The 1,522-nt window shown below is 52.3% G+C and carries 2 protein-coding genes; both read right to left on the bottom strand.

Annotated features, from left to right (window positions below):
• The coding region (locus tag Xhom_RS24855) for a primase-helicase zinc-binding domain-containing protein (RefSeq protein WP_274540204.1) at positions 1-461 on the bottom strand (461 nt) is incomplete at its 3' end.
• Positions 458-1,522 (bottom strand): helicase-related protein (locus tag Xhom_RS24850; protein ID WP_274540203.1); only part of this gene is annotated, 1,065 nt, incomplete at its 5' end. The genes Xhom_RS24855 and Xhom_RS24850, both read right to left, overlap by 4 nt.

Here is a 1,522-nt window from a genome sequence, read left to right as displayed (position 1 = left end):
TAGGTCGGCTGCTTTTCACAGAAGCGGATTTGCTCAATCGGGTGATGGCTGTAAATTCCCCGGCGCTGGAGGTATTTTTCCGCCGAGGTGCCTTTCAGTTCCGGCATACGTGAGTAGTGGGCGATCATCTTCTGGCGCTTATCCGCAACGGTGCTGACCTTGGGCTTCGGGATAACTTTTTCGCGCTGAATACCCAGTAACTGATCAATCTCATCGGCCAGTACTTTGAATTCTTTCCCCTGCGTCAATCTGAGCAGTGCCCAGCCATCCCCGGCATTACCACAAGAACAGATGAATGTTCCGCGTCCATTTTGGTTATCGATTCTGAATTTCCCTTTCCGCCCGCATATTGGGCACTTCCCTTTAAAGTGATTTTTGCCTGTCACGGGAGGTAATTTGTAATGGGCGAAAATTTCAGGCCAGTGCCCAATAACCGCCTCGGCCGTATTGATTGTGTTCATCGTGTGCCTCCCTGATATGACTGAGTTGATAACTGGTCACGGATATCGCGCACCTTTTGGTGAGCCACCCCAAGGCGCATTTCCTGCTGCTCGTGGCTGGACTGGGCTGCTTTCTGGCGGGATTTAGCCCAGGCTATCTGCTTGTGCTTGATAAAGTTGTTTACTGCAGGGGTCAGTTCCTGCGGCATGTCATGAAGGCCTCGAGGCTCGACGCCGAATTTCTCTTTAAACGTATAGAATACCCAGCCGTTACTGATCGCCTTGCCCTGTGAAGCCCGCTGATTCTGGTAGTACTTCAACTGCGAGTAGAAACTCTGCTTTTCGGCCTGAGTGTAGACGTGCGCTTTCTTGCTGAGCTTCTGGATAGTGCGGCTGGTATCGACATCAATGTCTTCACCTACTAGCGGCTTAAAGTCGCATTTCGGGCAGACGTAAACCCCGGCGGGCTTCATGTAGTGGCAGGACGGGCATTCTTTGGGTAACTTTTCCCGCTTCTCCTGCTCCCGGTAGCTGGAACTGGACTTCATGCCGTCATGCTTGCGGGGCAGTTCGTCATATTCGATATCGTCGGGATAGCCAAGGCGGTGAACTGTGCCGGAGTGATCTAGAATGATAGCCCTGTCTTTACCCGGTGCCGGGCGCAGCGATCTGCCGATTGACTGGAGCCAACGAATTTCCGACTTGGTAGGCCGGGCATAGATAATGCAACGGACATCACTGTCAAAACCCGCCACGAGAACGCCAATGTTCACAATGATTTTTGTCGCACCCTGCTCAAAGCGATGGATAATCAAATCCCGTTCATCTTGAGGGGTATTGGCGGTCATCACCTCAGCATTTACCCCGGCACGGTTGAATTCGACGGTGATAAAGTTGGCGTGGCTGACATTGACACAGAAGCAGATAGTGGGCTGGTTTTCGCCCAGCTTAAGCCAGCTACTGACCACATCCCCCACCAAATCAGCCCCGCACATGATTTCCGCTATTTCGTCTTCCTTGTAATCGCTGCCGTAGTCGTCATTGCGGGCAGACTTCACCTTGCTTAAATCAGGCTTGGTGGG

Origin of the sequence: Xenorhabdus hominickii, from assembly GCF_002632725.1 — a bacterium.
Classification (GTDB): domain Bacteria; phylum Pseudomonadota; class Gammaproteobacteria; order Enterobacterales; family Enterobacteriaceae; genus Xenorhabdus; species Xenorhabdus hominickii.
The sequence above is the reverse complement of the archived record's forward strand: the minus strand, read 5'-3'. Positions and strand labels throughout refer to the sequence as shown.